22 protein-coding genes are annotated in these 25503 nt (G+C 50.3%); 7 read left to right on the top strand and 15 right to left on the bottom strand.

Annotated elements, in window-relative coordinates; translation table 11 throughout:
• Positions 1 to 302: 302 nt before the first annotated feature.
• The 3 genes from EKM97_RS09585 to EKM97_RS09575 form a co-directional block, all read right to left on the bottom strand.
• Entirely contained in the window at positions 303 to 2138 is a 1836-nt protein-coding gene (locus EKM97_RS09585; RefSeq protein WP_125572186.1) for an APC family permease, read from the bottom strand.
• Positions 2139 to 2218: 80 nt separating this feature from the next.
• On the bottom strand, positions 2219 to 2824 hold the full coding sequence (locus EKM97_RS09580; RefSeq protein ID WP_125572185.1) for a pentapeptide repeat-containing protein: 606 nt from the start codon (positions 2822 to 2824) through the stop codon (positions 2219 to 2221).
• Between the two features lie 737 nt (positions 2825 to 3561).
• Entirely contained in the window at positions 3562 to 4716 is a 1155-nt protein-coding gene (locus tag EKM97_RS09575; RefSeq protein WP_125572184.1) for a cation:proton antiporter, read from the bottom strand.
• 296 nt (positions 4717 to 5012) lie between these two features.
• Between EKM97_RS09575 and EKM97_RS09570 the strand changes: the two genes are divergently transcribed.
• On the top strand, positions 5013 to 5336 hold the full coding sequence (locus tag EKM97_RS09570; RefSeq protein ID WP_125572183.1) for an ArsR/SmtB family transcription factor: 324 nt from the start codon (positions 5013 to 5015) through the stop codon (positions 5334 to 5336).
• Positions 5337 to 5532: 196 nt separating this feature from the next.
• Here the strand turns inward: EKM97_RS09570 and EKM97_RS09565 are convergent, their stop codons facing one another.
• Together EKM97_RS09565 and EKM97_RS12215 are read right to left on the bottom strand one after the other, a co-directional pair.
• Positions 5533 to 6762, bottom strand: a complete 1230-nt coding sequence (locus EKM97_RS09565; protein WP_125572182.1) for an IS110 family RNA-guided transposase — start codon at positions 6760 to 6762, stop codon at positions 5533 to 5535.
• Positions 6763 to 7061: 299 nt separating this feature from the next.
• Positions 7062 to 7196: an HAD hydrolase family protein gene (locus EKM97_RS12215; protein ID WP_225419261.1), complete on the bottom strand. Its 135-nt coding sequence runs from the start codon at positions 7194 to 7196 to the stop codon at positions 7062 to 7064.
• A 136-nt stretch (positions 7197 to 7332) separates the two neighbouring features.
• Between EKM97_RS12215 and EKM97_RS09555 the strand changes: the two genes are divergently transcribed.
• The gene (locus EKM97_RS09555) at positions 7333 to 8211 is read left to right on the top strand and encodes an AraC family transcriptional regulator (protein ID WP_125572180.1); all 879 of its coding nucleotides are present in this window, start codon (positions 7333 to 7335) and stop codon (positions 8209 to 8211) included.
• A gap of 171 nt (positions 8212 to 8382) precedes the next feature.
• On the opposite strand, the gene EKM97_RS09550 is transcribed toward EKM97_RS09555, so the two are convergent.
• Positions 8383 to 8928 carry a helix-turn-helix domain-containing protein gene (locus EKM97_RS09550; RefSeq protein WP_125572179.1) on the bottom strand — a complete coding sequence of 182 codons (546 nt, stop codon included), beginning with the start codon at positions 8926 to 8928 and terminating at the stop codon, positions 8383 to 8385.
• 378 nt (positions 8929 to 9306) lie between these two features.
• On the opposite strand from EKM97_RS09550, the gene EKM97_RS09545 reads away from it, so the two are divergent.
• The 3 genes from EKM97_RS09545 (at position 9307) to EKM97_RS09535 (ending at position 12058) form a co-directional block, all read left to right on the top strand.
• On the top strand, positions 9307 to 10587 hold the full coding sequence (locus tag EKM97_RS09545) for a replication initiation factor domain-containing protein (RefSeq protein WP_124974709.1): 1281 nt from the start codon (positions 9307 to 9309) through the stop codon (positions 10585 to 10587).
• A 77-nt stretch (positions 10588 to 10664) separates the two neighbouring features.
• On the top strand, positions 10665 to 10928 hold the full coding sequence (locus tag EKM97_RS09540) for a DUF3173 family protein (RefSeq protein ID WP_225419259.1): 264 nt from the start codon (positions 10665 to 10667) through the stop codon (positions 10926 to 10928).
• The gene (locus EKM97_RS09535) at positions 10925 to 12058 is read left to right on the top strand and encodes a site-specific integrase (protein WP_125572178.1); all 1134 of its coding nucleotides are present in this window, start codon (positions 10925 to 10927) and stop codon (positions 12056 to 12058) included. Before EKM97_RS09540 ends, EKM97_RS09535 begins: the two co-directional genes overlap by 4 nt.
• Positions 12059 to 12159: 101 nt before the next feature.
• Here EKM97_RS09535 and EKM97_RS09530 read toward each other — a convergent pair whose 3' ends face one another.
• The 4 genes from EKM97_RS09530 to EKM97_RS09515 all read right to left on the bottom strand — a co-directional run bounded on the left by EKM97_RS09530 (position 12160) and on the right by EKM97_RS09515 (position 16222).
• Complete coding sequence (locus EKM97_RS09530; RefSeq protein ID WP_125572177.1) at positions 12160 to 12732, bottom strand: LOG family protein; 573 nt, start codon at positions 12730 to 12732, stop codon at positions 12160 to 12162.
• Positions 12733 to 13350: 618 nt separating this feature from the next.
• Positions 13351 to 14976, bottom strand: coding sequence for a chaperonin GroEL (gene groL / locus EKM97_RS09525; protein ID WP_125572176.1), 1626 nt, complete (start codon positions 14974 to 14976; stop codon positions 13351 to 13353).
• A 31-nt stretch (positions 14977 to 15007) separates the two neighbouring features.
• Positions 15008 to 15289: a co-chaperone GroES gene (gene groES / locus EKM97_RS09520; protein WP_125572175.1), complete on the bottom strand. Its 282-nt coding sequence runs from the start codon at positions 15287 to 15289 to the stop codon at positions 15008 to 15010.
• Between the two features lie 288 nt (positions 15290 to 15577).
• A complete protein-coding gene (locus EKM97_RS09515) occupies positions 15578 to 16222 on the bottom strand; it encodes a redox-sensing transcriptional repressor Rex (RefSeq protein ID WP_125572174.1) in 645 nt (214 codons plus the stop codon).
• 347 nt (positions 16223 to 16569) lie between these two features.
• On the opposite strand from EKM97_RS09515, the gene EKM97_RS09510 reads away from it, so the two are divergent.
• Complete coding sequence (locus tag EKM97_RS09510; protein WP_125572173.1) at positions 16570 to 18510, top strand: ABC-F family ATP-binding cassette domain-containing protein; 1941 nt, start codon at positions 16570 to 16572, stop codon at positions 18508 to 18510.
• Between the two features lie 83 nt (positions 18511 to 18593).
• Positions 18594 to 19775, top strand: a complete 1182-nt coding sequence (locus tag EKM97_RS09505) for an MFS transporter (RefSeq protein WP_404820214.1) — start codon at positions 18594 to 18596, stop codon at positions 19773 to 19775.
• A 99-nt stretch (positions 19776 to 19874) separates the two neighbouring features.
• Here EKM97_RS09505 and EKM97_RS09500 read toward each other — a convergent pair whose 3' ends face one another.
• From EKM97_RS09500 to tsaB, 5 genes are all read right to left on the bottom strand, one after another.
• Positions 19875 to 20642 (bottom strand): Cof-type HAD-IIB family hydrolase, encoded by a 768-nt coding sequence (locus tag EKM97_RS09500; protein WP_125572172.1) that lies wholly within the window; start codon positions 20640 to 20642, stop codon positions 19875 to 19877.
• 2 nt (positions 20643 to 20644) lie between these two features.
• Positions 20645 to 21586: a LacI family DNA-binding transcriptional regulator gene (locus EKM97_RS09495; protein WP_125572171.1), complete on the bottom strand. Its 942-nt coding sequence runs from the start codon at positions 21584 to 21586 to the stop codon at positions 20645 to 20647.
• 254 nt (positions 21587 to 21840) lie between these two features.
• A complete protein-coding gene (gene tsaD / locus EKM97_RS09490; protein WP_125572170.1) occupies positions 21841 to 22863 on the bottom strand; it encodes a tRNA (adenosine(37)-N6)-threonylcarbamoyltransferase complex transferase subunit TsaD in 1023 nt (340 codons plus the stop codon).
• 2 nt (positions 22864 to 22865) lie between these two features.
• Positions 22866 to 23330 (bottom strand): ribosomal protein S18-alanine N-acetyltransferase, encoded by a 465-nt coding sequence (gene rimI / locus EKM97_RS09485; RefSeq protein WP_225419260.1) that lies wholly within the window; start codon positions 23328 to 23330, stop codon positions 22866 to 22868.
• A gap of 88 nt (positions 23331 to 23418) precedes the next feature.
• Complete coding sequence (gene tsaB / locus EKM97_RS09480) at positions 23419 to 24138, bottom strand: tRNA (adenosine(37)-N6)-threonylcarbamoyltransferase complex dimerization subunit type 1 TsaB (RefSeq protein WP_125572168.1); 720 nt, start codon at positions 24136 to 24138, stop codon at positions 23419 to 23421.
• Positions 24139 to 25503: the final 1365 nt, after the last annotated feature.

Here is a 25503-nt window from a genome sequence, read left to right as displayed (position 1 = left end):
AAACTTGCCCTTCAGAATGCCTCATATCAACAAGTTATTTAGTTAAAAAAGTTGTCCAAGTTTTAGGGTTCACTCCAGGTTTGCGGCAAATCTGCCAGCGAAAGACGGCGAAGCCGCCTGGAGCGGTCCCGCCCGACGTAGTTATCCGGAGCGCAGCCCAAGCGCACTCACGCCGGAGTTGCCGGCCTCCCCGCCTAGCGGCGATATGAAAACACCACAGAGGCCCAGCGTGACTTCGTCACTGAAATGCTATCGCTGACGGACAATAAAAGCACCGGCCCATTACGGACCGGTGCTTTGTTTTACTTCTTGAGGTGATAAGAGTAAGTTGCCACGATGATGTTCTCGCGACTGGCGAACGCAGCGCGCAGACGCAGGTTCGTCTGGTTGTGCAGGATGTTCTGCCACTTTTCCTTCGGCACGAACTGCGGAATCAGCACCGTCGTTGTGTAGTTACGCTTGGCGGCGTTGCGCGCAATCATGTCCACGAAGCGGATGACTGGCCCAACAACGGAACGGTAAGACGAGTGCACGTCCACGAAACGCACATCAGGGAAGTCCGTCTTAAACTCGTTTTGGGTTTCCTGTTCCTTGTTAGGATTTTCATCCATCGACACGTGCATTGCGATGACATAGTCCCCAATTGTCTGGGCGTAATCCAGCGCCCCGCGGGTCACGCGGGTCACGTTACCGACCAGTACAATCACGGTACTCCCGTCGTAATCATGCAGTGCCGTCTCGTCCGCAGCCAGCGGCAAGCGCAGCTGTTCCGCCACGTTCTTGTAGTGGCTGTGAATTTTGTAGAAGAACGCCAGCAGAACGGGCATGATGATGAAGAATGGCCAGATGTCTGGCAGCCGGTAGACGAAGAGAATAATCAGGATAGCAAAAGAAATCAGTGCCCCAGTGAAGTTCGCAATCGTCTTGGTGAACCAGCCCTTTGGCCGCAGGCGCAGCCAGTGGCGGATCATCCCGGACTGACTCAGTGTGAACGGAATGAACACACCTACCGCATACAGCGGAATCAGCCGCTCAGTGCTCCCGTGGAAAATCGCAATCAGCAGTGCAGACCCAACTGCCAAGGTGATAATCCCGTTGGAGTAACCCAGCCGGTCCCCGCGGTCCTGGTACATATGCGGCATGTACTTGTCTTTAGCCAAATTGTAGGCGAGCACTGGGAACGCGGAGAACCCGGTGTTTGCGGCGACTGCCAAAATCAAGGCAGTTGCGAACTGGATGACATAATACATGAAGCCGTGGCCAAAGGTGAAGCTGGCCACTTGGGACAGCACAGTGACTTTTGCCACCGGCACAATTCCGTACCAGTAGTTCAGGAAGGTAATCCCGGCAAAGAAGAAGCCTAGGATGGACGCCATGATGGCCAGCGTGGACGCCGCGTTGTGCGCCCGCGGCTTCTTGAAGAATGGCACCGCGTTACTGATGGCTTCAACCCCAGTCAGCGAACTGGAACCACTACTGAAGGCCCGGAAAATCAGCGCTGCCGAAATCCCTGGTACCACGGAACCCACGGCCGCGCGGGCCTGCATCGGGATGTCACCCGTGGCAATGCGGTAAAGGCCCCAGATAATCATGACCGTAATGGCAACAACGAAGAGGTAAACCGGCACCATCAGGAAATTGGCGGATTCGCTCATCCCCCGCAGGTTCATAGCCATCAGCAAAATAATAATGACGATAGAAATCGTAACTTGATGTCCATACAATGCTGGAATCGCGGAGGTGATGGCCTCGGCACCCGCAGAAACGGATACGGCCACGGTTAACATATAATCAATCAGCAGCGAACCCCCGGCAAGGAGACCCGCGTTGCGACCTAGATTCTCACTGGAAACAACATAGGCCCCACCACCACTTGGGTAAGCGTGAATAATCTGCTTGTATGACAGGGTCAGACTCAGCAGCAAAACGAGCACGAAGGCCGCAATTGGTAATGAGTACCAAATCGCCGCGGCCGACAGTGTGGTTAGGACCAGAACAATTTGTTCGGTCCCGTACGCAACTGAAGACAGTGCATCTGAACTGAGCATTGCCAGTGCTTTTAACTTGCCTAACTTCTGCCCACCTTCTTCGGACGACTTGAGCGGCCGACCGATGAGGAAGCGTTTAAGATGTTGCATGGTTTAACTCCCAAAAATTTATTAATTTTTTTGAAACACAAGCCATTCTAACGCACGGGCGTCTAAATAGCCACGATAATTTACGCCTCTAACCGAACGCCCAGCAATTCCAAGATAATTGGCGCTTGCCAAGAAGCCAGCTTGAGGCCGCGCAGACGCTGCGGATCAAAGGTCAGGGTATCAAAGCGGGCGGCACTGAAATCCCAATTCTTAAGATTGATGACGGTGAAATCCGCTCCCGTCAAAAGACAATCGGGAAAGGCCAAGCCTTCCTTGCAGCGGGTAGCTTGAAAGCTACTGTCGGTAAGGTCACAATCCGCAAAACGACACTGATTGAACTCGGACTCCGCAAGATTAAACATCTGGCCGCCAACACCGCGGAACTCGCACTGCACAAAGCGGCAAGTATCCATGAGCACCCCGGTCATCCGGTAAGAAGTAAACGTGACGCCGCTGAACACACTTTTGTGCCAATCCAAATTTGCGAGGTTGCAGCTAATCAATTCGCAATCAAATAGCTCGTTGTTCGTAAAATCTCCTATAAACTCACAGTGATCAAATTGAACGCCGGCAAGATGCACGCGCTCACTGCCCGCGTCAATAGTGCAATTCCGGTAACGATACTCTTCCTGGCAATCCTGCAGATTTAACTTTTGTCCATCAATGATTGTGCGCGCCGTTGCCATATATTTATCCCCCAATAATTAGAAATCGTCCTGCTCCGCCCACCATATCATTGGCCCGAGGGAGAAGCAAACTCTGCGGAAAGTGAAATACAAAAAGCCTGGCAGGACGCGTTTTTACGTCCTGCCAGGCAGATTATGGGTGTATTTCCCGGGAAATAATATTCTCGAATGCTTAAATCTAATAATCGCAGTATAACACGCTTTTTAGAGCGTATTGTTGTCCCAACATTATTTAAAACGCTATTGGAATGTGCCACTAATGTGCCATCTCAAGTATAGAGTCTACTGATTTTCAGTAGGCTCTTTTTGTTGAGATTAAGTGCTACAAACACTTCTTCCTTGCATTATAGGTCCAAACTAAGGTCTTTCCTAAGAATACGCTCAAATGAAAGCGCGAAATTTATGATCGCCGAGTTGCTGGATGAGCCGTGCTGAGCCAACGTATTGTGGTGGCCGCCGTGTCATTGAACATAGAAATCAGTAAATTCCTCACCAATCCCAGCTGGCGATCTCATAATGGATTGGAGCGGATCAATGCGACGTTGCCTCTGATCGTTGCGATGGCTTAGTTCTGGCGCAATCACGATTAGCATACGCGTCAAATCGGTTTCAGGTTACAAACCGCCACGGTATTAGACGAAGATACGCTGTGGCTACAATACCGCGTGACTGATCCGCAAGGGTAGGCAAACAAATACCGCTAATCCGTGATTTAAGGATTGACCGTATCTTTGTATCTAGGCGTTAATGCGACGCGCAGCATGTTTGAGCAGAAACGGTGCCAATAACGTTGTTAAGATGACTGCGGTGATGATTGCTGAATAGTAATCCCCGCTGATCAGCTTGGCTTGATAGCCGATCTGCGCAATAATCAAGGCCATTTCTCCGCGTGAAACCATACCTGCACCGACTAAGTATGATTCATCTAAAGCAAACCCGGAAAATTTGGCGCCGCTACCTGCACCCAAAAGCTTAGTCAGCGTAGCGACAACGGTCAAGACGACGATGAATAATAAGTCGTGTTCGATTCCGGCTAACGACATGTTCAGCCCAATCGAAACGAAGAACACGGGAATGAAAATCGCGTAGCCGATCGGTTCAATACTTTGATCGACTTCATGAGCGACATGCGTCTGGGCAATCGCAATCCCGGCAAAGAAGGCCCCGATAACTGCACTCAGCCCGATCAGATCCGCGATATACGCCATGCCAAAACATAAGATCATAGCCATCAACGTCGGTCCGACTGGAATCAGTAATTTGGTCCCGAGCTTGGCGAGAATCGGGGCGATGAAGCGCACGACGAAATAAATCGCGACAAAGTAGATCAACTGCTCCAAAAAAGTCAGGGCCAGTGGGATTTGCGTGGTCGAACCCGTCGTCGTACCCATTACACTGACCATAATGCTGAGTAAAACGACCGCCAACACATCATCGACCACCGCCGCGCCAAGAACCGTCGAACCACTTTTGCTATCAAGTAAGTTCAACTCCTTCATCACGGCCACCGAAATTGAAACAGATGTGGCGGCAAAGATGACACTTAAAAATAGGCTTTCAAACTGGGTCAGTCCGAACCAAAGCCCGACTGGATAAATCAGCGCCATCGGGACCAAGACGCCCAACAATGCAACAATCACACTAGGACGTAAGTATTTTTTCAACAACGTAAGGTCACTCTCTAATCCGGCAATGAACATCAAGATAATGACCCCGATTTCTGAAAAAATATGGATAAACTCATTGGGATGCACCCAATTCAACAATGCTGGGCCAAGCACGATACCAACGAGCAACTGACCGATCACTGCCGGAATACCAATCCGCGCTGCCAAGTGGCCGATTAAACTGGTAGCAATCAAAATGATGACAAGTGCGCCTAAAAATTCCAAACCAAAACCTCCTCATACAAAAAACGTAAGCCAAGTACCTCTTTCACACCCCTGAAAGAGAAAACCTTGAGCTTACGTCAACCGATTGATCTATTTAAGGTTTAATAACATCTTTTAAATTTTAGCAAACCGTGCCGTCATTTTCAAGCGAAGCACACATCGAGCCTGGGTTACGGTTCTTGAAAAAAAGCTGATTCTCTATGTTTATGTCCTCTAAATTGTACTTGACAAAGACTACAGAATAAGTTTTAGTGTTTAAGATGTTAAACGTTAGAACTATTATACGGGAGATATCGATGACTAAACATAATTCAGAGGAAACGCTGGCGATTTTTCAAAAAAGCGCTCCGGTATTATCTATCTTACTCGATGAGAACCGACAGCGGATTTTGCTGATGCTTTGCCAAACCGATCAACTTACCGTCAGTGAAATCACAGATCGATTATCGCTGTCACGCCCAGCAGTCTCGCATCATCTCAAGTTGATGCGTGATGCTGGAATATTAGCGGTCAACCAAGTCGGAACAGAGCGCTACTACCGCACCAACATGGCAGACGCACTCGGACTACTCAAACAACTGGTCACCGCGCTTGAGGCAGATGTCGCAGGCAAAAAATAGTCGTTTTGGACGACCATTTTTAAGGCCTATACGTTTAAATGTCTAAACGTTAAAAAATAGTCTTGTGGTAAAGAGTCAAGGAGTTGAGGCAAGATTCTAAGATCTATTTTTGAAAGTTGAGCGTACACTTCCCCCAGCCCACAACTTTCTTATTTTTCGGTTGCGGGGAAGCGTCCGTTAAACTTCGCCAGTCACGCTAGACCATTTTCGCAGGTTGGTACAATTCATGGTTCTTCATCAAAGTGAGAACTAAGCGTACAAGCTTGCGAGCGGTCAATAGACAGGCGCGACGATGTTGATACTTTGGAACCTCCCGATATTTCTTGTCGTAGTAGCGGGCAAATGTGGGATCGTACGTTCTTACTTTGTTGGCAGCTTCAACTAAGTAATAACGCAGGTACTGATCTCCGCTGTGAACACGTGGCGTCGCTTGACGCTCCGTGTTGCCTGACTGACTTCTTTGCCAGACTAGGCCGGCGTATTTGGCTAAACTTGCTTCATTCTTGAAACGCTCTGGTTGTGCCACCTCGGCGACAATACCCGCCGCGTATACTGGTCCAATGCCAGGAATACTGCGGAGGCACTTCGCTTCAGGTGTGGCGTCGCATAAGGCGGTGATGCTCTTATCCAGCTCTTTAAGCTGTTTGGCAAACATGCGGATCTCGTTGGCATACATGCCCAAGACAAGATTCACAGAATCCATCACTTGCTTATCGAGTCGGTATGAGTCACGTGCTGAACGCTTGAGCGCCTGGGCGACTGCTTCGGGATCGCCGAAGCGGCCACGACCAAGTTTGTTGAGATCATCGGTGAGCTGTTCTAGCGGTATCTCCGCAAGCTCGTCCAATGAGTACCGCTCATCGGTCAAAACGGTCATCATGGTGGCGCCAAAGACTGAAGTCGGTAGCTCTGCGTCGATCGTGTTCATCTTAAAGTACAAGTTATTGAGGAAGTGGTTCTTACACCAAGTCATTTCCTTGGTCAGATGAAACCTTTCACGGGTTAGCCGTTGAAGCGCGATGTGACGCTCATCGCGAGGCACTGGCACTTGATAACGGCCTACTCGAAGAAAGTCGGCGATGTTACGGGCATCAACCTTATCCGTTTTATCCTGATCGTACACTTGGCTGAAGCGATGCGTCATCTTGGGATTCAAGGTAACGACTTCAAGACCGAGAGCCTGAAGCTCATCGTCCTCTTCTAAGGCACGAGAAGGCAGAACGTTGTAAACAGAAGTTGCTTCAAGGCCAATGATAGTACGTTCATAGTCGTGCTTCTCATTGGCATCTAAGATGCATTGCTTGATGGCATTTGTGCCAGCTGGTCGATTCAAGACAGAGTCCTGAAAGATGACCTTCTGATCACTATCCATACCACAAAAATCAAGCTTAGCTTTTGAAACATCAATACCAACATTCAAGTTCATAAGACTGGACCTCCTTTCTTTGCAAATTGGTCTGCTTTATCAGGTGTTGCACTTCGATTTTAAACCGAGGGAATAAAAATACTCGAGGTGATTAAGTGAGGCTTCAAAAATCTTTGGAATATACGCTGAGTTCAGGCCGCACAGAATTGGAATTCCAGCTGTTTGTTGAAGTGTAAAGCTGATCATCTTCTGATAATCTTCTGTTTTTAACCTTGCTTGATGAATCAATTCTCCGTGAAATTCAACAACGCCACCGTTGTCTGCAATGAAAGCCAAAGGCAAATCTGGAAATTGAGCTTTCAGTGTGTACAGTGGCCGTACAGTGGCCGTCCACTGGCAATCGCTGTGACAACGCCGACATGATCTAACTGACTTACAAGTTTATAAAATTCTTCTGGAACGTGTTTGTCTGATGTTAATAAAGTTTCGTCCATATCTGTAGCGATAAGTTTTACGGATCTCATTGAACTTCACTCCTAGTATCAGTATAGTTCCATTATAAGGCGCGAAATTAGCGGTAGAATGTTAATATTGCGCGGATGAATATAAAAATCGTACAGAGGCGACAAAATGGAAATAAAGGTATTCTCAGATTTTTCTGAAGAAATGCAGTATAACATCAACGACTTTCCACTCTATGTGCGAATCAATAAACTTTCCCAGTTTGGATATTGGGGCGCGTGTCACTGGCATAGTGGGGTCGAAATTGTTTCTATTCTTGATGGAACTATGGATTTTTTTATAAATGGTCAAATTGTTACACTCTTACCAAAAAGTATTCTCCTTGTTAACAGTAAGAGAATGCACTACGGATTTTCCGACACCAAAGATGAGTGCACGTTCATTGACATGATTGTCGAACCAAGCCTTTTCGATAGTAGCTGTAGCTCTATTCAAAAGCAGATAGATAATTCATTTGGACGGTCATCAGAAGATTACCTGTTGTTTGATTGTAAAAGCGAGGCAGCACAAGAGCTTGCTTCCGCTGCGCGGATAATTCATGGGTTAATGAGTACCCCCAAGCCGAATATGATAGATGTTCAGGTAGAATGTATGAAAGCCATGAGTAGGTGCATCAAATTTATGGGTCACTCAACGCGAAATACTGAACATACTGTAAATAATCAGGAAATTTGGAAAATGGTTGACTATATACATCGCCATTATTTTGAGACAGTTCAGATCGATAATATTGCCGATGCTGGCAAAGTTTCTCGAACTCGATGTTTTAATATTTTTCGTAATTATTTGGCACAGACCCCAACCGAATATCTCACACGATACCGCCTCGACATCAGTCTAAAGTTACTTGCAAAGACAGATATGTCAGTAAAGGAAATTAGTTCTAATTCTGGATTCCAGTCGGTCAGCTATTATTGCGCAACTTTCAAAAGACTTTTTGGTTGTACTCCGTTGGAATATCGAGAGAGTATCTCAAACAAAAAATAGAAATTGGCAATAGAATTCTGTTGGGTTTCTGGAAAGCATAAAGGCCTGGCATACATACCCGTGGATTGCAGTGGGCATGTATGCCAGGCTTTTTTAGATGCCGGCGGTGATAATCCAGTTGTTACTTTGCTTGGAAAAATCGAATTGTATCTAGTCCCTTATTGTTATCAGTCAATCCCGTTTCTGCTGATCATCCCGGTATGATTGTATGGCCTTAAGCTCCTGGTAAACTTGATGAATTTCCTTAATAGGTATATCTCGATACTTGGATTGTTTCGTGATTTTTCGACCATTCTGATCCGTTTCCGGTTCACCGTCTTCATCAACAGGTGTGTACGGGCGAAAGTATTGCATGATTTGATCAAGCTGTTCCGATAATCCATCTAATTGTCGCGGTGAGAAATCCTTCATCATATGCATAACCCGACGTATTTCCGTCACCTTTGGCATATATTCGTCAATTCGATCAAGAATGGCCGTAGTTTCTCCAACTGCGGTCTCTTTTTCTGTTCTCAAAAGTTCTGAAGGCATAACATTGAAAAATTTAGCAATGCCGATCAAGTTCTCGTAGGTTGGGTGGTTATTCTCACGTTCCCAGTTAGAAATAGCTTGTCCGTTAACCGGAGTATCCAAAGCAGCTCCAAGTTCTGCTTGGGATAACCCGCTTTGAATACGGAGCCGTTTTAGATTTGGGCCAAAATAGTGCACTTTTGTCATATTAATCACCTCGTTATCAGATTACCAAACAGCAATACCTATACCAAGTTGCACAACTATATTTGAAAGTTATGTAGCTATGAAAAAGCTAAGGAAATCTGTTGAAAGTCTTGATATCATTGCGTTAACGTATAGCTTGTCAATACGATTAGTGATGAAAGGAGGAACCCTCGCCGCCGTGCGCGGCGTGCAGCGCGAAAGCCGCTAGCGCGAGCGGCGGCGGTCGGCGTTAGCCGGCCGCTGTAGCCCCCAGTGTCTAATAGGGGGGCAAATACAAGTAACAAAAAATCCGACGGTAGGCATAAAGCGCCTGTGGCACGGCCTTACCGTATAGGTAAAACGCCGAATTGCTGTTAGGACGCTTGGAAAGGAGCTAACATGCTCAAAGACTTAAACTTAATTGGCGGCATGACCAACAAAGATTGGCTTGATCAAGTACACGACGAAATGCGCGATAACAATATTACTCAAGGTCAGCTCGCAGACATGGCTAATTACAGCCGGTCACACCTGAATCAACTGCTGGGTCGCAAGAAGCCGCTCAACGATAAAGCCCGATTAGACCTGACGTTGGCGTTGCGTGCGTTGACCGGTCAGAATAATCTGGACGTCTGTATCGACTATCTCAGCGTCACCTTCAAGACGCACGACTACGAAGAGTTGATTAACGAACTGTTCCAAATCAGCCCGATCCATTTCAATCTCCACGACGGCGCTCACTACGGCTATTCAGCAACCTTAACATGCGGTGAGATCAAGATGATGTTATCACCTTACCAAGATGTGGATGCCGAAGATTACAACCCGAAAGACGACAGTGGCACAATGATTGAGCTGAAAGGTCAAGGTTGTCGCTACGTCGAATCGTATCTGCAATCGCAACATCGAACTTGGTACGATTTTCTCGAAACTTGTCTCAAACTGGATTGCCACTTCACCCGACTTGATTTAGCCATCAACGACCGCAACGGATTACTAGATGTGCCAACACTAATTGAGAAGTGCGACCATGATGAATTCAGCTCACGCTTTCGCGGGTTCAGGGACAACCGCACCAAACAGTGGCACGCCTCTGGGCGCACCTTGTACCTTGGTTCGCCACAAAGCGAAGTCAATTTCTGTATCTACGACAAGGCATTTGAGCAACATCAGAAACACCCAGAAATCGCCATTGAAGATCAACCGATCCGTACTCGCTTTGAAGTGCGGCTACGCCGCGAACGTGCCGCCACAGCGGTTGAACATCTATTGGCGACGCGCGATCCCGAACAAGTCGTGTTCGGCATCATCAATCAGTATCTGCGTTTCTTGACGCCAAGTCATAAACCCAGAAGTGAGTGGGTGTTAGATCCTCGTTGGGCGGCGTTCATCGGTAACAATCGGGATAAGCTGCGACTTTCCACTAATCCAGAACCGTTAAACTATGACCATATTACGCGGTGGTTGAGAAAGCAAGTCGCACCCTCACTCAAGATGTTGCAGTTGATTGACCAGTACAATAACACAAACGAACTCAAAGCCATCATCGACAGTGGTAAGTTGACGCAACGCCACTGGGACGTGATCCACCATTTTCAGCACCAACGCAACGGTGTTATGACCGATTCAAAGCAACGTGAGAAATCAAAAAAGAGCGACTACGCCGACCAAAGCAAGTAGTCACCCTTCACAGATAAAATATGGGTTCTATCTGGTTTGATTATCTCACTCCCACCAAACTTTAGGAAGTGATTTGATTGAATATTAACGTACCAGCACAGCCAGTCTTCCTGACGATGACTAGAGCTGACCTTATCAAGCTGGGGTACAGTCAATCGCAAGCAAGCCGTATCATCAAAATGGCAAAAGAGTTGTTGCTCAAACGTGGCCTTGGATGGTACGGTAAGAAAGGCGTAGACCGTGTTCCAGTGGAAGCAGTAGACGCAGTATTAGGCTTGAAACTAAGCCAACTTGAGGGTGCACCAAGTGGCCTTTCCGCAGTTAAGGAGGAACTATCTTGACTACGAAAGACCATATTACCAAACAGGCGGACGGCACTTTTAGCTTCCGCGTAAGCTTAGGAACTGACAAACGAACTGGCAAACGAATTCAAAAACGTGCCAGCGGCTTCAAAACGAAAACGGAGGCGAAAAAAGCAAGAGTTGCAATGTTGGCGGCGGGGATCGCCGATGATGAGGACATCAAGCAGACTAAGTTTGGCGACTTTATGGAAGACGTGTTCAAGCCTTGGTACAAAACCCAAGTAAAGCCACGCACCTACCGTCAGCGGCTAGTCTTGATGAACAGTGAGTATCTGACTAGGTTCAACGACATCATCATTGACCAAATTCGGCCGATTGATGTGCAACATTGGCAAGTCAGCGTACTCAAAGACTGTAAGCAATCCTATGCGCGTACCATCAACATTATGTTAGGCCAAGTGCTTGAACGTGCTAAGGCGCTTGGTATCATCAACGAGAATCCAGTACGGGTCGTTGGCCTCATCAAAAAGAAGAAAGCGAAGATCAATTTCTGGACGCAAGCCGACTTCCAAAAGGTACTCGCCAAGACGAACACCAACACGTACACTGGCCGCTTTGATTACACGATGTTGTGGTTCATGTTCATGTCTGGCTTGCGTAGCGGTGAAGCACGGGCGTTAAAGTGGACAGACGTTGATCTTGAAGCTAAGACGGTGAACATCAATAAGACCATGGACTATCACAACCGCAACTGGTTTGAAACTCCAGCGCCAAAGACTGCCGCCAGTCGCCGTACCGTGGCGCTTGATGATGATACCATTGCGTGCTTAGATGCGTGGCAGGTCGCACAAGCGGCGATGGTGACGTCCGAGTGGGTATTCTCACGTGATGGGATTCCGTGCTCTGACGGGCAATTTTTGGATATTGTGGACGCGTACAGTACACTCGCCAAAGTTCAGCGGATTACCGTGCATGGCCTCCGCCACTCGCATGTGTCGCTGTTGATCAGTCTCGGTGAAAACCCGCTCCAGATTAAAGAACGTCTGGGACATGAGGACATCGAAACGACGCTCGGCACTTACGGTCATCTTTACCCCAACAGTAACTTTGAAGTCGCAAAAAAGCTCAACGGGATATTCTCCAAGGAGGTGCCCGATGAGCCAAAATAATTTGAAAAGGGTCAAAACTGTGCCACCGTAAAATCGGTGGTGCTAGAAACATCGATACCACGGGACGGGTGCGAGATGCGCCATTGTTCCCGGGAAATAATTTAGTTAGCTGCTTCCAGCGCGTCGTCAGCGTCGTAGTCAGCACGCACGGCCGTCAGCAAGTCCTCGAAGTTATCGGACACGAAAACGTGATCCATGATGTCCTGGTTGGCAAAATTCTCGCCAATAAACTGCTGAAGCATCTCCACAAATGAATCGTAGTAATGGTTCATGTTGAAGATGGCGATTGGCTTAACCGGCAGCAAATCAATGGCCATCCAAGAAAGCGTCTGCGCAATTTCTTCCAGTGTACCCAGACCGCCAGGAAACACGAGAAAGGCGTCGCCCTGCTCCATGAGTTCACGCTTACGTTCGTCCATGTCCTTAGTCACAATGTTGCGAGTTGCATCGTAACGCGGCAACTCGTTTTCAAACAGGCCTTCTGGGTAAATGCCGGTAACCTCCCCACCAGCGGCGAGGACGGCACCACTAATTGTGCCCATGAGACCAGATTGGGAGCCGCCATACACGAGGTCAAAACCGTTGCGTCCCATGTACCAGCCCAGGGCGTTGGCTACCTGTTCGTAGCTCCGGTGCTTACCAAAGCGGGCACCGCAAAATACTGTTAGCTTCACGCTCATCAACTCCTTAAGTCAATAATTTTGTCGTAGTTAAGCAAATATTGTACACCATATTGCTATCGATAGCCACGACCAGTCGTCCGTCATACCGCAATCAAACCGCTTGCGTAGTTATCGCAAGTGCCCACTTTGACCCTAGAATGTCGCATGCTGAGCACTTGATAGCCATCACCAAATTTATCTTACGGCCGTTGTTCTAGTCGAGCTCCACGACCCAGAAGCTTCCGCTTTACACGTTTCGAGTAGAAGGGCAAAGCACGCCCTTCCACTCAAAACCCGTAAATGCTCACCTTCTAACCGGGGCGCTCCGCTCTGTTTCTAGTCGAGCTCCGCGACCCAGAAGCTTCCGCTTTACACGTTTCGAGTAGAAGGGCAAAGCGCGCCCTTCCACTCAAAGCCCGTAAATGCTCACCTTCTAACCGGGGCGCTCCGCTCTGTTTCTAGTCGAGCTGCGCCGAGCAGGAATCTGCGGTTAACACGCTTCACAACAAGAACAAGGTACGTCCTTATTGTGAAGCCCGTTAATCCTCAATTCCTAATCGCTCGGCTCCGCTCTGTGCACAAAAAAACGGCCGTAGTGGCCGTTTCTTTGCAGCGCTTAATGTGCGAATTCTACATCATGCCGCCCATACCTGGGTTTGGTGCAGCAGGTGCGGCTGGTGCATTAGGATCTGGCTTGTTAGCCACAACGGCTTCGGTTGTCAGCATCAATGCGGCAACAGAGGCAGCGTTCTGGAGTGCGGAACGGGTAACCTTGGTTGGGTCGATGATGCCAGCCTTAGCCATGTCTTCCCAAGTATCGGTCGCGGCGTTGTAGCCGAAACCAACATCTTCGCTCTTCAGGCGGTTAACAATGACGGAGCCTTCGAGGCCCGCATTCTCAACAATCTGACGAACTGGTTCTTCAAGGGCGCGGAGCACGATGTTGATACCAGTCTGGACATCGCCGTCTTCGGAAAGTGCGGCAACTGCAGGGATGGTGTCAACGAGGGCTGTACCACCACCAGCGACGTAACCTTCTTCAACAGCGGCACGAGTTGCGTTCAGAGCATCCTCAATGCGGTACTTACGTTCCTTGAGTTCAGTTTCGGTAGCGGCGCCGACGCGGATAACCGCAACACCACCGGCAAGCTTAGCCAGGCGTTCCTGGAGCTTTTCACGGTCGAAGTCACTCGTTGTGTCCGCAATCTGGGACTTAATCACAGCAACACGTTCAGCGATAGCGTCCTTGGCACCAGCACCTTCAACGATGGTGGTGTTGTCCTTAGTGATGGTGACCTTACCGGCCTTACCAAGCTGGTCCAACTTGGTGTCCTTAAGTTCAAGACCCAAGTCGGATGTGATGACGGTACCACCAGTCAGAACAGCGATGTCTTCGAGCATTGCCTTACGCCGGTCGCCAAAGCCAGGAGCCTTAACGGCAACAACGTTGAAGGTCCCACGAATCTTGTTGAGAACCAGTGTTGGCAGAGCTTCACCATCAACGTCATCAGCAATAATCAGGAGGGACTTACCCTGCTGCACGATTTCCTGCAGCATTGGCAGAATGTCTTGGATGTTGCTGATCTTCTTGTCAGTAATCAAGATGTATGGGTTGTCGAGGTCGGCTTCCATCTTGTCGTTGTCAGTCACCATGTACTGGGAAAGGTAGCCGCGATCGAACTGCATCCCTTCAACAACGGAGAGTTCAGTGTCGATACCCTTGCTCTCTTCAATCGTGATGACACCATCGTGACCAACCTTTTCCATGGCGTCGGCGATGAGGCTCCCAACTTCCTTACTTGCGGAAGAAACGGAGGCAACTTGTGCGATTTCGTTCTTGGTAGAAACTTCATGGGAGTTCTTGTGCAGGGCGTCAACGGCAGCCTTAGTTGCCAATTCAATCCCGTGACGGATACCAACAGGGTTAGCACCAGCGGTCACGTTCTTCATGCCTTCGCGGATAATGGACTGAGCCAGAACCGTAGCGGTTGTGGTCCCGTCACCAGCGATGTCGTTGGTCTTGGAAGCAACTTCTGCAACCAACTTGGCACCCATGTTCTCGAAACGGTCTTCGAGTTCGATGGACTTAGCGATGGTCACACCATCGTTGGTGATTTCAGGAGAACCATAGTCCTTGTCGAGCACAACGTTGCGGCCCTTAGGACCAATCGTTGTCTTGACGGTGTCAGCCAACTTGTCAACACCACGCAACATTGCTGCACGTGCGTCTTCAGAGAATTTAATTTCTTTTGCCATATTAATTATTCACCTCAGTTGTGGATTTCAATTACTTAACGATTGCCATGATGTCCTTGTCGTGGAGAATCAGGTAGTTGGTACCTTCATACTTCACTTCAGAACCGGCGTACTTGTCAAACATCACTTCGTCACCCTTGGCAACGGACATTGGTAGGCGCTTACCTTCTGGACTCAGGGCGCCTTCACCAACGGCGATAACTTCAGCCGTCTGGGGCTTTTCTTTAGCGTTGCTGGCCAGCACGATGCCGCCGACAGTTTCCTCTTTTTCGGTGACTTGAACGATGACACGATCTCCTAATGGTTTAAGCAAGACAATCCCTCCATGATGATTTTAGTTTTTAGATGAATTTAGCACTCTTTTGTTTCAAGTGCTAACACGATTATTACTATAACACGGTCAGAGCAGAATGCAAGCCGCATAATTGACAAAAAATAAGCAAAATCGCTTCAAAACGCCGTCATGACGGGCATGAGCGCAATTAGCAGACAAATGTAGAGAGTGCAAATTTTTTCTTAAGGCCGGGTATTCACCAGCAGGTTCGGTACAAAAAAATGGCGGCATTCAGCACGCCGTCACGTCTTCTGCTAATTAAACTGATTACTTACCCTTCTCGGCCGCGAAATTATCCACAAAGTAAATGAGGGTTTGCAATTCGCCCGCCAGATCCACATTCTGCACACGCAGATTGGTTGGTGTGTTTAACCGCACCGCAGTGAAATTCATAATTCCTTGCACCCCGGCGTTCACGAGGCGATCGCAAAGTGCCTGCGCTTCATCATCCCCCGCTGCCAAAATGGCAATGTGAATCTGCTGATCGCGCACCTGTTTTTCCAAATCAACCAGTGGGTACACCGGGACCCCGTCAACAATAGTGCCAGCCCGTTTCCCGCTATCATCGAAAGCCGCGCCAATGCGCATGTTGTCACTCTGCCGGAAATTGTTGCTGAGGAGCGCCATCCCCATCGCGCCCATCCCCACCAGTGCAACGGTGGTGAGATGGTCTTGGCGCAAAATCTTCTTGAAGAAGGCGAGGAGGGCCGTCACGTCATAACCGTAGCCCCGTTTGCCGAGCGTACCAAAATAGGAGAAGTCACGCCGAATGGTTGCCGAGTCGATTTTTAAGCCCTCAGCCAACTCGTTCGATGAAACCCGCGCAGTTCCGGCGTCCGCCAGGAACTGCAGATAACGATAATACAAGGGCAACCGCTTTGCAGTCGCCTTGGGAATCTTTGCACTTGCCAACTGTCACGCCTCCATTCACAAGATGGTTCAGCCACTTATCTAGGTATAATGGTATACGTGCAAATACGGAAATTCAAGCGCTTGCATGATTATTTTGGCGACTTTTGATAACATTTTGGCAGAATTATGCGGATTGTCTAGGTGCAGCATTCATCGCGCCATGGTCCCCCGCAGCGTTCGTGATATCACGAACTTGCAGAAAGTGCACCGTGCAGTCAATCCAGCAAACGCAAACCATATTTTGAAGTAACAGGACTGTTTTTGACTGGCATGGCCGGTCTCCCGCACGGCATGAAATTGGTGCTTGTGTTATATTGAAGGGAGATATTTTTTCAGGGGGAAACATTGTGATATTACTTCAAGCACAGGACATCGGCCGCGCATTCGACGGTATCGACCTGTTCACCCACATTAACATGCAGGTTCAAGACGGCGGTCGCGTTGCCCTCGTCGGCCCCAACGGGATTGGTAAAACCACGCTGCTACAAATTCTGCGCGGCGTTGCCGAACCCGATTACGGGAACATGACCTATAAAAAGGGCATCTCCATCGGCTACCAGGCGCAAAATGCGGGTCTGGACTCCGACAAGGAAATCTACACCGAAATGCTCGACGGCTTCGCTGAATTGCGGGCCATGGAAAAGCAGGTGCACGAACTAGAAGCCCAGCTGTCGGATCCGGCCATTCTGCAAGACGATAAGCAGTATCAGGACGTGCTCAAGCGCTACGATCAACTCAGCGTCCAGTTCCGTGAAGAAGGCGGCTACGGCTATGAAGCCGAAATTCGCAACGTGCTGGCCGGCTTCAATTTTCCAGAAGCCCGCTTCCACGAACTGATTTCCACGCTGTCCGGTGGCGAACGCAGCCGCCTAGCATTGGCCAAAATGCTGCTGGCCCACCACGACCTCATCATCCTCGATGAACCTACCAACCACCTGGACATCGATACCCTCGCCTGGCTTGAAAACTACCTGCGTGGGTACAAGGGTGCCGTGCTCATCGTCAGCCATGACCAATACTTCCTGGACCACACGGTTAATGAGGTCTACGAACTGAGCCCAACTGGGGCCACTCGCTACCACGGGAACTATACCGAATACCGCAAGCAGCGCGCCGCCAACCTAGAACTCGCCTGGAAGGCCTACAACAAGCAACAAGAAGAAATCAACAAGTTGCAAGAGTATGTCGACAAGAACCTAGTTCGGGCCAGCACGACTAAAATGGCACAGAGTCGCCGCAAACAGCTGGAGAAGATGGACCGCCTCAGTCGCCCGACCGGCGAAAGCAGCGCCCACTTCCACTTCAGCGCTGCCAAGTCCAGCGGGAACGTGGTGCTCACGGTGACTGATGCCGCCGTTGGTTACGAAGCTGGTCAGCCGATGGCACAGCCAATTGATTTTGAAATCCGCAAGGGCGAACGCATCGCCATCGTCGGTCCCAACGGGGTCGGTAAGTCCACGCTCCTTAAGAGTATTCTCGGCAAAATTCCGTTTCTCGCCGGTACGGCCCGTTTCGGGGCCAACGTCACGCCGGGTTACTACGACCAAGAGCAACAAAACCTGAACCCGAAGAACACGGTGCTGGAAGAAGTTTGGAGTCAGCACCCGACCATGCCGGAACGCGAAATCCGTAGTGCCTTGGCCGCCTTCCTGCTGACGGCTGAAGACGTCGATAAGACGGTGGCTTCCTTGTCTGGTGGCCAAAAGGCGCGCCTGACGCTGACGAAGCTAGCCATGAACCACGACAACTTCCTCATCCTGGACGAACCCACCAACCACCTAGACATCAATAGTAAGGAAGTCCTCGAAAGCGCACTGGCAGATTTTGACGGTACCGTGCTGTTCGTTTCCCATGACCGTTACTTCATCAACAGTCTGGCACAGCGCACCATCGCTATCAGTCCGCACGGAAGTACGACCTACCTGGGTAATTGGGATTACTATCAGGAAAAAATCGCGCCGCAGGAAGAGACTGAACCGCAAAGTAGCGGTAAGTCCGCCCCCAGCGCCGCGAACAAGGCTTACCAAGCTTCCAAGGAAGATCAGCGGGCAATGCGTAAACTGCAACGCCAAGTTGACGATGTGGAGCAGCAGATTGATGAGCTGACGAACCAAAAAGATGCCATTGAGGCCGAAATGGCAAAGCCGGAGAATGCCGCCAGCGCCATCAAGCTTCAAGACATGCAAAAAGATGTGGATAAGCTCACTGAGCAGCTCAGTAAGCTTGAAGACGACTGGGAAGAAGCCAGCATCGCGCTGGAAGATTTCCAAAGTAAGCTCGAGGGCTAGAAGGACCTGCCACCATCCCGATTACGGGAGGTGGCGGTTTTTTGTTTGGTGAAACAATTGCTGTTAAAGAAAGGACCTAAACCGTGCAAAACAAATACATTGGCACCAAAACCGTCACACTAATGGCAGTGGCGGCTGGTATCATCGTTGCCAACTTGAACTTTATCCAGCCCATCGAAGGCTTAATTGCCAGTTCCTATGGTATCAGCAAGGCCACCGTCGGCGTGGTTGCCATGCTGACGCAACTGGGCTACGCCTTCGGACTGCTCCTCATCGTGCCACTTGGTGATATTTTCCGTCGGCACCGCCTCATCGAAACCATGATGGTGCTCTCCATCGTCGCCCTGCTCGCCGCCTATTTGGCCCCGAGCATGCCGGTATTCGCCGTCGCCAGCACCCTCATCGGCATCACCTCGGTTGCCCCGCAGATTATCATCCCCTATGCTGGTTACCTCGCCGCACCGATGCACCGCGGTAAAGTGCTGGGGACCGTGCTCAGCGGCCTGCTCACGGGGATTCTGCTCTCCCGGTCTTTTGCCGGACTACTCGCCAGCGTTGTACCGTGGCAAACCGTTTACTTGATTGCCGCCATCTTCAACGTCTGCCTGCTCATTGTTCTGCACAAATTTCTGCCGGTTGATCCACGAGGCCACAATTCACTGAATTACCTGCACGTGATTGCCTCACTGCCGCGCCTGCTCAAAAGTCAGCCGCATCTGCAGGGGGCCGCAATCAACGGATTCACCCTCTTCGGCGTTTCCAACGTGCTCTGGTCCACGCTTGCCTTCTTCCTCGCTGCTAAGTTCCATTACGGTAGCGCAGTTGCTGGGCTGCTGGGACTGCTAGGCATCACCGGTGTGCTGTTTGCACCCATTATCGGCCGACTGGTGGATCAGTACTCGCCGCGCCTGACTGTCGGTGCGGGGATTCTTTTCTCCAGTCTCGCCTTCATCGTGTTCTGGTTGACCGGCCACTGGCTCATTGGGCTTATTGTCGGCATCGTCCTGCTAGATTTAGGGACGCAGTTCGGGCAGGTCTCTAACCAGGCCATTGTTCAATCCCTGAGCCACGAAGCCGGTAGTCGCAACAACTCCATCTTCATGTTTGCCTACTTCATGGGCGGCGCCTTGGGCACTTTCAGTAGTACCTGGGCTTGGAGTCATTACGGTTGGAACGGCGTGTGCCTCGTTGCCGCGGCCTTCCTCGTTGTTTCGGCCCTTGGACACTTCATCTGGAAAGAACCCGCAACCCTCGTTCGCGGCTAGCATTGTATTAACAAAACCAAAAAGGCACCGGCATCCGCGATTGTTTTGACAATTCGCAGATGTTGGTGCCTTTTTGCTTACCGTACTAGTTGCGGCTGCTCACAGCCAGCCGAGATGCTGCAGGCCATTGTAAATGCCATCATGATCACAGTCGGTCGTCACATAATCAGCGAGCACCTTGACGTCCGGTGTCGCGTGGCCCATCGCCACCCCAATTCCAGCCGCACTGAGCATTTCCTTATCGTTCTGGTTATCACCGAACGCCGCGATGTTCGCGGTGGCCACACCCAGGTGGTCGGCTAGACGGGTAATGCCGCGCGCCTTGGATACTGCCATTGGCAGCACGTCCACGCCCAGTTTGGAGAAGCGCTTGAATTGGAGGTGTTCAAAATGCGGTGCGCGTTTCTCCTGCTCCGGATTGAGTAGCGCCAGCCCCTGCACAATCGGGTGCTGCAGGCTGTACCCGGGTGCGTGGATGACCGTAGTCCGGGAACCGCTAATCACCTTTTGCAGCAGCAGGTCATGCCCGTCCTCGGCGTACAGCTCGTCAGCGGACTCAGCCATGAAGTTCACACCACAGTCGCGGACAAAGCGGACCATTTTGTGTGTTTCGTGTTCATCAAGCACTTGTTGTTCAACCAGCTGGTCCGCAATGTAGAGCGCGGAACCCGTGCAAACCACGTAATCGTGAATGCCGGTTGCTTCAATCACCCACTTGGCCATTTTGTAGTTCCGCCCCGTGGCAATGGCAACGTGGACACCGTTTGCTTGTAACTGCCGAATCGCCGTGAGCGTGCTCGGCAACACGTGCTGGGCGTGGTTCAGTAATGTCCCATCAATATCAAAAACTGCTAAACGCTTTGTCACACTTAATTCCTCGCAATAAAATCAGATTTCACCAGTTGGTGGCGGACACCCTCACGGATAGCCAGGCTAAACGCGATATGACCGAGCGTTTCCAGGTGATGGTTAATCGTTGGAAAATGCAGGAGCTGACTCGACAACTGGTTCTCCGTGCCCATGATGCCCGGTATCTTCTGGCCGTTGTCCTTGTAGGCCATGTACACACCGGCCGCAATGTCGTCGCCATTGGCGAGGACAAAATCAACTGCCGGGTCCGTCGCCGCCAGAAAACAGGCCGCGTCATAGCCATCACGCCGGTTAGCAATGCCTAGGCGCAGGCGGCTATCCGCCAGCTCGCGTCCAAACACGTTCCGGTAAGCCTGGAGCAAGTCCCGCGTGGTCTCGCTATCCTCGCCGCCGCGCTGCACCATCAGCGCTACCTGTGTATAACCACTCTCTTTAATCCAGCGCAACGCCTGCTCGTAAGTCGGCAAACGATCCGAGTACGCCGAACTAATGGCCCGAGTGCCCACGTTCTCACAACTGACGATTTGGCCAAAACGCGTCGCACGGACCAATTCGTCAAGCGGCAATTGGCGCGAGGTGAAGATCATCCCCGCGTACGCCTTTTGCTGCAGCTCGCGCAAATAACGCCGCTCGATGTCCTCATCGTAGTTGGTCGGCAGTAGACTTACCCGGTACCCTGTCGGAAAGGCGGCTTCCATGATGCCGTCAACTATGTACGAAAAGTACGGGTGCCGGTTATTCGGGAGCACGACCCCGATGTTGCGGGTGGTCCCCAGACTCAGATTGCGTGCCATGACGTTGGGTGAATAGTCCAATTCTACCATCACAGCCTCAATCTTTGCGCGCGTCTTGCGCGCAACGTTCTCCGGATGGTTAATGACGTTGGACACCGTTCCTAAAGAAAAGCCCGAAATCCGGGCTACATCGTGTATTGTCGTCATTGATTTACTCCGTTTCGTAGATTTTTTGGTCTCCCCCCAAAATATTTACGCTCTTTCAATCATAGCATGAATGCCCTTTATTGGAAGCGTTTTGCATGTCGAAAATTATATTCATACACTTTCACAAAAAGCGTATTGTTTCTTTCGAATAATAGATGAATAGGCGCCGAAATCCGCAAGCCACAAAAAGACCGTGTTCCCCGCCAAGGCGTGAGGACACGGTCTATTCGTTATCTTGTTTAAGTGAGCCCAGATTACGCGCGCGCAAAATTCAGGTTGGGCTGTGCATTGAGCGTTTCGTCGGCAAAAATATTCTTGGCGCGCATGATGTGGGCTGCCGCACCGACCATCGCTGCATTGTCACCGCACAAACGCAGTGGTGGCACAATCATCTGCACGTTAGGCATCTCGGTCGCAAGGCGCGCGCTCAAGGCTTCGCGCAGGCCTTGATTAGCCGCGACCCCACCGGCTACAACGAGTTGTTTGACTGGGTGTTGCTGGAGTGCGTGCATAGTCTTTTCCACTAGGACGTCCACAACTGCGGCTTGGAAGCTCGCGGCCAAATCCTCACGACTCAGCTTTTCGTTAATCTGATCAGCGTGGTGCACCGTGTTGATGAAAGCAGACTTGAGGCCACTGAAACTGAAATCCAAGTTATCAGAATCGCTCATCGCCCGCGGGAAGTCGAAGGTATCCTGGCCAAGGTGGGCCAGACGGTCAATTTCCTTACCGGCTGGGTAAGTGATGCCGAGCACCCGACCAACCTTGTCGTAAGCCTCGCCGGCTGCATCGTCGCGCGTCTCGCCGATGATGCTAAATTCGCCGGGTGCCGTCAGCATCACCAGTTCAGTGTGCCCGCCCGACACCATCAGCGCCAGTAGTGGGTACTGCAACTTATCCACAAACGCGGCCGCATAAATATGCCCCGCCATGTGGTTCACCGGAATCAGGGGAATGTTGTGCGCGTACGCAATCGTTTTGGCCGCGGTCACCCCAATGAGCAACGAACCCACCAGTCCAGGACCGTAAGTAACGGCCACGGCATCGATGTCACCGTAACTGATACCAGCTTCCGTCAGCGCATCATTAATGATAATGGTGATTTCTTCCACGTGGTGGCGACTAGCAACTTCGGGAACGACACCGCCAAAACGCTTGTGGCTATTAATTTGCGTGGCAATAATATTACTCATGATGACGTCACCGTTCTTGATGACGGCCACCGACGTTTCATCACAGCTCGATTCAAATGCGAGAATAATCTCGTCCTTTTCCATTTTTATAATGACTCCTCATCAGTCGACGTCTGGTCCGCGAAAAGTAACTTCATGTCCATGGCGTCTGTGTGTTCGTTTGTGTAGTAGTTTTTGCGAATGCGGCCGTTAGCAAAACCCAGGCTGTGGTACAAGCGCTGCGCCCCGAGGTTATCAACGGCAACCTCTAAAGTCATGTAAGTGCAACCCATCAGGTGCGCCTGGCCAATCATCGTATCCATCAGCATTCTGCCCAGACCACGGCGCTGCCATGTCGGCGCCACCGCGATAATCGTCACGTGCGCGCGCTGCTCGCGAAAGTACGCCCCAACATAGCCAACAATCGCGCCGGAGGTCAGCTCAGTGCAAACCAAATAGACGGTCCGTCCCCGCTTTTGCAATTCCGACAAGAAGGCAAAGCGGTCCCAAGGGGTATTCCCATAAATCGCGTTTTCAATTTCAAGCGCGGTCGCAACGTCTTGCATCAGCATCGGGCGCAAAGAAAAACGCGTCCCCCGCACCGTAATCGTCCGTTCGCGGAAAGTAATCGGTTCTGGAAACCATTTTCGAAAGTACTGACTAAACCTTTTCCACATAATTCGTCTGTTTGACCCCCGGATGGGCGTGCAGCCAGTTGACCTCGGCTTCAGTCAGCCGCAGGTAATTGGGCACAAAACTGTCAATATCGACCGGCTGCATCCCGCTGGCAAGTTCCGCAATGCGGGCTGCGCGCGGCAATGAGTTGAGCGCGTCCGTAAAGCGCGCACTGCCACCAAGTGTGGCACTAATGGCGAGACGCATTTTCTCGGTCGCGCCAACAAAAATCGCAGGCTGCCCCAGTGCCTGCACCTCTTCCAGAAGTTGGTCGAGGGCGACATGTTTGTCGAGGGCAACGTTGCGCAGCGCCCCGTCGACCCACTGGTACATGCCGGCAAACACATTGCCGCGCCGTGCATCCATGAGCGGCACGATGATGGCCGCATCGCTGCGCACGTTCGCCGCGAGTGTCGCCAAGCTGGAAACCCCGACGAGCTCAATATTCAGCGTGTACGCCAATGTTTTGGCTGTCGTCACCCCAATGCGCAACCCGGTGTAACTACCCGGTCCCTGCGCAACGGCAACGCGGTCGATGTCACTAGGCTGCAACCCACTCAGCGCGACCAGGCGATCGATCGTCGGCAGCAACTGCTCACTGTGGGTGCGCATTTTGTTTAAAGTTGTATCCGCGAGCAGTTCGCCGTCCTGAACGACAGCGACACTCATCGCCTTGTTTGAGGTATCTAGTGCCAGTGTAATCATCGAAAATCCTCCTCATATCTGCACCCTAGTGTATCACAAAGCGTAAAGTTGGCGTACCGTTCGCCACAGTCCGGCGGCGGTCGAATACCGCTAGTTGTCCGCGGCGTTGACAGGATTTCCCGGGAAATAAACGTCTCAAACGAATGAAATTTAGAATCGCGGTGTAAACCGCCCTTTAGGACACTTTGCTAAATCAATATTATATAATGTGCTGATGGAATGTGCCACAAACGTGCCACCCCACGAAAAAAGAGAAGCGTTGTTGGCTTCTTTTTTTAACTAGCAAAACGTTATACTGAGTTCAGGCTTCTTGTAACTCCGATTTTAACTTGAAGTGCAAAAGCTTATAGACTAGACCAAAAAGGTCATGATGACTCCTTTCTTATAAGCACCTTATGCATATAAGAAAGGAGCCATCATGGCCCACTCTCAAATTAGCACGACAGGACAACATCAATAACTCAGTTTAGACGAACGGGGGAAGCTTCAAGCACTCCATCAAGCTGCTTTCGTCATCGCTCAAACCGCCGAGCAGATTTATCGCAACAAGTTTACAGTTAGCAGTGAACTCAGGCGTGGCAATACCGAACAGATCCGTGGTGCTGGCAGACACTACCAGCGTTACTTTGCCGAAACCGGTGTTGCCGTATACGAGAAGAACCGTGCTGTGTGTTGTCCAGGCACACACTTAGAGCAGTGCTCAGAATCCTACGCAGAGCTTATGGTGGTGCTCATAGTGTCTCCTCGAATCCGCAGCGTTGGTAGCTTTGTGCACAGATATAAGCGGGTACATTCAGAACTGCCATGCCGGGTTAGCGCGACATCGACAAGAGCCTATTAGAGGTGCTTAACGGTGATCTACCGATGAAGCCACCCATCATTTTCCAAAATTAGGATGGAGCCAAACCTTTCGGATGCTTTGCGGCATTTTTGTATACGCTATCCGTAACATGGCTACTCTTTGTGAATTAAATTTCGTGGCAAACAAGCTTCCAGTTCTTTATCCTTTGCGAATGTCTATAGTTTTGATTTTTTGAAGCAGGTCCTTAAATTGTTAGATGGCCGCAAGCGTGTTTGGTTTGCGGCTTTCAATCGATGCCGTTCAAGTCGTGGGTGCTGTTGCGCCTTTTGGACTTATACTGAATAACCAGTTTTTCAGTCGAACACATGGAGCGTCTGTTTTTAGGTTACGTTTGAACACATTGTTATACAAGTGGAATAAACGGTGGAAGTTTGGTATGATTAAACTGTGTAACCGTAATCAAAGCCACATCAAGTTAACAATATAAATCCTGGATTATTCATAGAATTTCAAAAAAGCAGCGCAATCCCATGATTCACACGGGACTGCGCTGCTTTGGTGTT

Origin of the sequence: Lacticaseibacillus songhuajiangensis (genome assembly GCF_003946025.1) — a bacterium.
GTDB lineage: Bacteria > Bacillota > Bacilli > Lactobacillales > Lactobacillaceae > Lacticaseibacillus > Lacticaseibacillus songhuajiangensis.
Note: the sequence above shows the minus strand (reverse complement) of the source record. Positions and strands in the feature narration are given on the sequence as shown.

Bases quoted from the DNA above. Each gene is read 5' to 3' on its own strand.
- EKM97_RS09585 (WP_125572186.1), bottom strand. From the start codon at position 2,138: ATGCAACATCTTAAACGCTTCCTCATCGGTCGGCCGCTCAAGTCGTCC.
- EKM97_RS09580 (WP_125572185.1), bottom strand. From the start codon at position 2,824: ATGGCAACGGCGCGCACAATCATTGATGGACAAAAGTTAAATCTGCAG.
- EKM97_RS09570 (WP_125572183.1), top strand. From the start codon at position 5,013: ATGACTAAACATAATTCAGAGGAAACGCTGGCGATTTTTCAAAAAAGC.
- EKM97_RS09565 (WP_125572182.1), bottom strand. From the start codon at position 6,762: ATGAACTTGAATGTTGGTATTGATGTTTCAAAAGCTAAGCTTGATTTT.
- EKM97_RS12215 (WP_225419261.1), bottom strand. From the start codon at position 7,196: ATGGACGAAACTTTATTAACATCAGACAAACACGTTCCAGAAGAATTT.
- EKM97_RS09555 (WP_125572180.1), top strand. From the start codon at position 7,333: ATGGAAATAAAGGTATTCTCAGATTTTTCTGAAGAAATGCAGTATAAC.
- EKM97_RS09550 (WP_125572179.1), bottom strand. From the start codon at position 8,928: ATGACAAAAGTGCACTATTTTGGCCCAAATCTAAAACGGCTCCGTATT.
- EKM97_RS09545 (WP_124974709.1), top strand. From the start codon at position 9,307: ATGCTCAAAGACTTAAACTTAATTGGCGGCATGACCAACAAAGATTGG.
- groL (WP_125572176.1), bottom strand. From the start codon at position 14,976: ATGGCAAAAGAAATTAAATTCTCTGAAGACGCACGTGCAGCAATGTTG.
- EKM97_RS09495 (WP_125572171.1), bottom strand. From the start codon at position 21,586: ATGACGACAATACACGATGTAGCCCGGATTTCGGGCTTTTCTTTAGGA.
- tsaD (WP_125572170.1), bottom strand. From the start codon at position 22,863: ATGGAAAAGGACGAGATTATTCTCGCATTTGAATCGAGCTGTGATGAA.
- rimI (WP_225419260.1), bottom strand. From the start codon at position 23,330: ATGCTGATGCAAGACGTTGCGACCGCGCTTGAAATTGAAAACGCGATT.
- tsaB (WP_125572168.1), bottom strand. From the start codon at position 24,138: ATGATTACACTGGCACTAGATACCTCAAACAAGGCGATGAGTGTCGCT.